This is a genomic window from Algiphilus sp. (genome assembly GCF_023145115.1).
GTDB lineage: Bacteria > Pseudomonadota > Gammaproteobacteria > Nevskiales > Nevskiaceae > Algiphilus.
On the sequence record NZ_JAGLEJ010000018.1, the window covers coordinates 1 to 6,410 of the forward strand.

At 71.2% G+C, this 6,410-nt stretch carries 6 protein-coding genes and 1 pseudogene; all 7 read left to right on the plus strand.

Features of this window, described 5'->3' with window-relative positions:
- Nucleotides 1–1,530 (plus strand): glutamate synthase-related protein (locus KAH28_RS06710; protein ID WP_290575214.1); only part of this gene is annotated, 1,530 nt, incomplete at its 5' end.
- Nucleotides 1,531–1,541: 11 nt separating this feature from the next.
- The gene (locus KAH28_RS06715) at nt 1,542–2,957 is read left to right on the plus strand and encodes an FAD-dependent oxidoreductase (protein ID WP_290575215.1); all 1,416 of its coding nucleotides are present in this window, start codon (nt 1,542–1,544) and stop codon (nt 2,955–2,957) included.
- A 38-nt stretch (nt 2,958–2,995) separates the two neighbouring features.
- Nucleotides 2,996–3,859, plus strand: a complete 864-nt coding sequence (locus tag KAH28_RS06720; RefSeq protein ID WP_290575220.1) for a DMT family transporter — start codon at nt 2,996–2,998, stop codon at nt 3,857–3,859.
- Between the two features lie 61 nt (nt 3,860–3,920).
- Nucleotides 3,921–4,550, plus strand: a complete 630-nt coding sequence (locus KAH28_RS06725) for a DUF480 domain-containing protein (RefSeq protein ID WP_290575216.1) — start codon at nt 3,921–3,923, stop codon at nt 4,548–4,550.
- A gap of 53 nt (nt 4,551–4,603) precedes the next feature.
- Entirely contained in the window at nt 4,604–4,987 is a 384-nt protein-coding gene (locus KAH28_RS06730; RefSeq protein WP_290575217.1) for a DUF488 family protein, read from the plus strand.
- Between the two features lie 33 nt (nt 4,988–5,020).
- Nucleotides 5,021–5,821 (plus strand): inositol monophosphatase family protein, encoded by an 801-nt coding sequence (locus tag KAH28_RS06735; protein ID WP_290575218.1) that lies wholly within the window; start codon nt 5,021–5,023, stop codon nt 5,819–5,821.
- Between the two features lie 81 nt (nt 5,822–5,902).
- Nucleotides 5,903–6,410 (plus strand): annotated as a pseudogene (locus KAH28_RS06740) (hypothetical protein); the annotation flags it as partial.

Sequence of the window (6,410 nt, forward strand, 5' to 3'; positions counted from 1 at the left end):
CACGACATCTACTCGATCGAGGATCTCGCCCAGCTCATCTTCGACCTCAAGCAGGTCAACCCCGAGGCCATGGTCTCGGTGAAGCTGGTGTCGGGCCCGGGCGTGGGCACGATCGCGGCCGGCGTGGCCAAGGCCTACGCCGACTTCATCACCATCTCCGGCTACGACGGTGGCACCGGCGCCAGCCCGCTGACCTCGGTCAAGTACGCCGGCACGCCGTGGGAGCTCGGCCTGGCCGAGACCCACCAGACCCTGCGCATGAACAACCTGCGCGAGAAGGTGCGCGTGCAGACCGACGGCGGTCTCAAGACCGGCCTGGACGTCGTCAAGGCGGCCATCCTGGGCGCGGAGAGCTTCGGCTTCGGCACCGCGCCGATGGTGGCGCTGGGCTGCAAGTACCTGCGCATCTGCCATCTCAACAACTGCGCCACCGGCGTCGCCACGCAGAACAAGGTGCTGCGCCTGCAGCACTTCATCGGCCTGCCGGAAATGGTGATGAACTATTTCCGCTTCGTCGCCGAGGAGACGCGCGAGTGGCTGTCGAAGCTGGGCGTGCGCTCCATCGAGGAGCTCATCGGCCGTACCGACCTGCTCGAGATCCTGCCCGGCGAGACCGAGAAGCAGAAGCACCTCAAGCTGCAGCCCATCCTGGACGCGGCCGGCATGGTCGCCGACAGTGGCCACTACTGTACCGGCCCGAACCCGCCCTTCGACCGCGGCGAGCTCGCCGAGGAGATGGTGCGCGCGGTGCTGCCGGCCATCGAGGCGCAGTCGGGCGGCGAGTTCAGCTTCACCGTCAAGAACAACAGCCGCTCGATCGGCGCCCGCGTCTCGGGCGAGATCGCCAAGCGCTGGGGCAACCAGGGCATGGTCGAGCATCCGATCACGCTGCGCCTGACCGGCACCGCCGGGCAGAGCTTCGGCGTCTGGAACGCCGGCGGCCTGCACCTGGAGCTCGACGGTGACGCCAACGACTACGTCGGCAAGGGCATGACCGGCGGCCGCATCGTCATCCGGCCGCCCAAGGGCTCGACCTTCGATTCGCGCAAGTCGGCGATCGTGGGCAACACCTGCCTGTACGGCGCCACCGGCGGGACCCTCTACGCCGCGGGCATGGCCGGCGAGCGCTTCGCGGTGCGCAACTCCGGCGCCACCGCCGTCGTCGAGTCGCTGGGCGATCACGGCTGCGAATACATGACCGGCGGCGTCGTCGCCGTGCTGGGCGGCGTGGGCGTCAACTTCGGGGCCGGCATGACCGGCGGCTTCGCCTACATCCTCGACGAGGAGCGCACCTTCGTCGATCAGTACAACCACGAGCTGATCGACATCCACCGCATCGTCGCCGAGCACATGGAGGCGCACCAGCACTACCTGAAGAGCCTCATCGAGGACTTCGTGGCGGCCACGGGCTCGGCCTGGGGCCAGAAGGTGCTGGACGACTGGCGCGATTACCTCGGCCGCTTCTGGCTGGTGAAGCCCAAGGCGCTGGAGCTCGCCGAGCTCTTCAGCGCGGTGAAGGCGGCGGCCTGACGAGAGACTGGATGAGCAAGAACAACCTGCAATTCCTCGATGTTCCGCGTACCGATCCGGAGAAGCTGCCGGTCGAGGTGCGCCTGCACGACTATCGCGAGATCTACGGCGGCTTCGGCGAGGAGCACGCCAAGGCGCAGTCCGCGCGCTGTCTGGACTGCGGCAACCCCTACTGCGAATGGAAGTGCCCGGTGCACAACTACATTCCGCAGTGGCTCAAGCTGGTCGCCGACGGCAATCTGTTCGCCGCCGCCGAGCTCTCGCACGCCACCAACTCGCTGCCCGAGATCTGCGGCCGGGTCTGCCCGCAGGATCGGCTCTGCGAGGGGGCCTGCACGCTCAACGACGGCTTCGGCGCGGTCACCATCGGTTCGGTCGAGAAGTACATCACCGACGAGGCCTACAAGCAGGGCTGGCGGCCGGACATGTCCAAGGTCAAGCCCACCGGCAAGCGCGTGGCCGTCATCGGCGCCGGCCCGGCGGGCCTGGGCTGCGCCGACGTGCTGGCGCGCAACGGCGTGCAGGCGGTGGTCTTCGACCGCTACCCGGAGATCGGCGGCCTGCTGACCTTCGGCATCCCGCCCTTCAAGCTCGAGAAGGAGGTCGTGCACAAGCGGCGCGAGATCCTCGAGTACATGGGCGTCGAGTTCCGCCTCAACACCGATGTCGGCACCGACATCAGCCTGCAGCAGCTGCTCGACGAGTACGACGCGGTCTTCCTCGGCACCGGCACCTACACCTACATGAAGGGCGGCTTCCCGGGCGAGGAGCTGCCCGGCGTCCATGACGCGCTGCCCTACCTGGTCTCCAACATCAACCGCCAGCTCGGCTTCGAGAAGGCGCCGTCGGACTGGATCAGCATGGAGGGCAAGCGGGTCGCGGTCCTGGGTGGCGGCGATACCGCCATGGACTGCACGCGCAGCGCCATCCGCCAGGGCGCCGAAGAGGTCTACTGCGTGTATCGCCGCGACGAGCAGAACATGCCCGGCTCGCGGCGCGAGGTGGCCAACGCCAAGGAAGAGGGCGTGGAGTTCCTCTTCAACCGGCAGCCCATCGAGATCGTCGGCGACGAGCGCGTCGAGGGCGTGCGCGTGGTCGAGACGCGCCTGGGCGCGCCCGACAACCGCGGCCGCCGCCGCCCGGAGCCGGTTCCCGGCTCCGAGAGCATCATCGAGTGCGACAACGTCATCATCGCCTTCGGCTTCCGGCCGAGCCCCGGCGACTGGCTTGCGGAGCACAACGTGGCGCTGCACGAGGACGGCCGTATCTTCGTCGGCAACGGCAAGAACGGCAGCCACGCCTTCCAGACCACCAACCCGAAGATCTTCGCGGGCGGTGACATGGTCCGCGGCTCCGACCTCGTGGTCACGGCGGTCTTCGAGGGCCGCGAGGCCGCCGAAGCCATCATGGACACGATCGGCGTCTGAGCACCGGCGCGCCGGCACGGACCGATCCGGGCAGCTGGCTGGCGGCTTTCGGCGCCGTCGCCATCTGGACCGGGTTCATCCTGGTGACGCGCTATTCCGAGCGCGGCACTCTGCTGCCCACCGATCTGGCGGCACTGCGCTTTGCCGGTGCCGGGCTGATCATGGCGCCGTGGCTGTGGCGCGTGCGGCACCGCCTGCCGTCGCTGCCGCGCATGCTGCTGCTGGCGCTGTGCGGCGGCATCGGCTACGCACTGCTGGCCTATCACGCCTTCGCGCTGGCGCCCGCCGCGCACGGTGCCGTGCTGCTGCCCGGCATGATGCCCTTCCTGGTGGCACTGGTCGCGATGGTCGTGCTCGGCGAACGGCCTTCGCCGGGTCGCGCGCTCGGTCTCGCGATCATTGCCGGCGGCATGGTGTGCGTCGCCGTCGAGGGCATCGCGCCCGGACTCGGTGACGGCACCGTCTGGCGCGGCGATGCGCTGTTCGTCGCGGCCTCGCTGTGCTGGTCGGTGTTCACCGTGCTGCTGCGGCGCTGGGCGGTCGCGCCGTGGGACGCGGTGGGCATCACCGCCTGTTTCTCGGCGCTGATCTACCTGCCCGTGCACGCGCTGCTGCTGCCCTCGGCGATCGCGGATGCACCGCTGTCCGAGGTCCTGCTGCAGGGCGGTTACCAGGGCTTCCTCGCGGTGATCGTGGCGCTGGCCCTGTTCGCGCGCGCGGTGGCCGGTCTGGGGCCGACGCGCATGGGCGTGCTCATGGCGCTCGTGCCGGCGTCGGGCGCGCTGCTGGCAGTGCCGGTGCTCGGGGAGCCGCTGACCCCGCTGACGATCGCCGGCGTGGTCTTCGCCAGTGGCGGTGCCGTCATCGCCGCGCGCGCTCAGGCACTATCCTTCCGCCGTTAGCCGCGGGCGGTCCTCCGGGTTCCGCCGCGGCCGGCGCCCGTCTCCTCGAGAATCGACCCGTATGCCGCAGATCCAGCTCACCCCCGTTCAGGCCCGCATCCTCGGCAGCCTTGCGGAGAAGGCCGTCACCACGCCGGCCTACTATCCGATGACGCTCAACGCCATCCTCGCGGCCGCCAACCAGAAGAGCGCGCGCCATCCGGCGATGAAGCTCGGCGAGGGCGAAGCCGGCAGCGCGCTGGCCGATCTGGTCGAGATGCGGCTGGTCACGCGCGACGACGATAGCGGCCGCGTACCCAAGTGGCGTCACCGCTTCGAGCACGAGACGCTGCTGCCGAAGCCGGTGCTCGCCGTGCTGGTGGCGCTGATGCTGCGCGGACCGCAGACCCAGGCCGAGCTGCGCGCCCACGCCGCGCCGATGGGCGGCCCCGATGACGCCGAAGGCGTGCGCGCCGCGCTCGAGCGCATGGCCGACGGCCCCGACCCCTTCGTGCGCGAGATGCCGCGCGCCGCCGGCCAGTCGGCAGCGCGCTGGGCGCATCTGCTGTGTGGTGAGCCGGAGATGCCGGCGGCGGTGCCGGCCGCGGCGCCGGCGCGGGGTGGCCAGCAGGAGGCCATCGCCGAGCTCGAGGCGCGGGTCGACGCGCTGGAGGCCGAGGTCGCCCGCATGCGCGAAGCGCTCGGGATGTAGCACGGCGTCGGCCGCGGCTATGCTGGCGGCTGCAATTGTCGTCTCCTCCCCGCATGGCCATCCGCATCGTCCGTCTCGGCACGCCGCGTCTCGATGACGAGGGACTCCGCATCGGCGCCGTGCGCCGCCCGCCGCGCGGCGTACCGAAGGCCGAGACCGCCAGCCGCGACATCTACGATGTCTGGTTCCCCACGCTGGCGCCGAGCGAGAATCTGCTGAAGACATTCGCGCCGGTGTCCGAGGCGTCGTGGAAGACCTTCGCGCGTCGCTACCGTGCCGAGATGAAGCAGCCCGACGCGCGCCACGCCATTGCGCTTCTGGCCGCGATGTCGCGGGATACCCATTTCGCGGTGGGTTGCTACTGCGCCACCGAGGCGCTGTGCCACCGCTCCGTCCTGCGCGAGCTGCTCGAGGCCGCGGGCGCGTGCCTCCGATGAGCGGCCACTGTCAGCCGGGACGGCGGGACTAGCGTGGCGGCGGCGGGCGATCGGGCGCTGCTCACCGGCCTCGTCCATGCCGCCGAGGCGGCGGGTGCGGCGGCGGCGCGCTGTCGCGACCGGGGTCTCGGCGTCGCCGAGAAGGCCGGCGGCGAGATCGTGACCACCGCCGATCGCGCATCGGGCGGTGTTCTCTACGAGCACTTCGCGCGTCTGCTTCCGGGGGTGCCGGTCGTGTCGGAGGAGGGCACGGAACGCGCGCCGGGCCCGGGAGCGCGCATCGTGGCGGACGAGCTCGACGGCACCGCGCCGTTCGCGGCCGGAGCGCCGGACTGGGGCGTGATGGTTGCGCTGGTCGACGAGGCGCCGCTGGCGGCGGTCATCCATCTGCCGGCGCTCGGCGCCACCATCGCTGCAGAACGCGGTGCCGGCTGCCGCATCAATGGCGAGCCGGTGCGCGTGCGTTGCGGGGCGGACCCGGCGGATATCGTGCTCGGTCTCGAGATCAACGCCCGCCTCGACGATGCCGACTGGGACCGCCTGCGGGCGGTCACGCGCACGGTGCGCACCGCCCGCTGCACGGCCTGCTCGGCGTCGAGCACGCTCGCACTGCTGCGCGGGGTCACCGGGGCCTATCTCAATCTGCGCGGCGGCAGGATCTGGGATTTCGCCGCGCCGGCCCTGGTCATCGCCGAGGCCGGCGGCACCGTGCGCGATCCCGGCGGCGGCGCGCTGCGCTGGGACGCCATTCCGATGGGCTTCGCGGCGGCCGCCAACGCTGCGCTCCTGACGCGGCTGGTGACGGTCATGGACGCCGCCGCGGCATCGTGCTGAGCCGCGCGGCCGCGGCGCTTCCACCGGCCGTAACGCGACCGTGGTTCAATCATGCTCCGGAATCCGAGGAGTGATGGCCGGATGCGACGCCTGCTCGCGCCGCTGTTGGGGGCGCTGTGCGTGATCGGTTGCGGTTCGGGTGGCAACAACGGCGCCGCTCCGTCGGGGTGCGGGGGACCGTGCCCCCTCGAGATCGAGCCGCGCGCGCTGACGCTGGGCATGCCCGCCAACGGCTCGGTGGATCCGAGCCAGGCGCTCTGGGCGGTTCACCGGCCGCCCGGTGCCGAGCGCCCGGCGTATCTGCGGGAAGCGGCGGACTGGCTCTCGCTCGACCCGGCGGTGGTCGCGATCGATGCCGATGGCATCGCCACGCCCCTCGCGCGCGGCGAGGCGCTGATCGAGGCCACCTACGCCGGAGAGGCCGCCCGGCTGGCGGTGACGGTATCCGGTTCGCTGATCGCGCGGGGGGTGGATCATGACGGCGACCGCCGTGCCTACACCCTGTACGTGCCCGACGGCTTCCGCGACGCGGCGCCGCGTCCGCTGGTCGTGGCCCTTCACGGTGGCGGCGGACGCAGCGTCAACCAGA

Coding starts and splice junctions, on each gene's coding strand:
- KAH28_RS06715 (WP_290575215.1), top strand. CDS start 1,542: ATGAGCAAGAACAACCTGCAATTCCTCGATGTTCCGCGTACCGATCCG.
- KAH28_RS06725 (WP_290575216.1), top strand. CDS start 3,921: ATGCCGCAGATCCAGCTCACCCCCGTTCAGGCCCGCATCCTCGGCAGC.
- KAH28_RS06730 (WP_290575217.1), top strand. CDS start 4,604: ATGGCCATCCGCATCGTCCGTCTCGGCACGCCGCGTCTCGATGACGAG.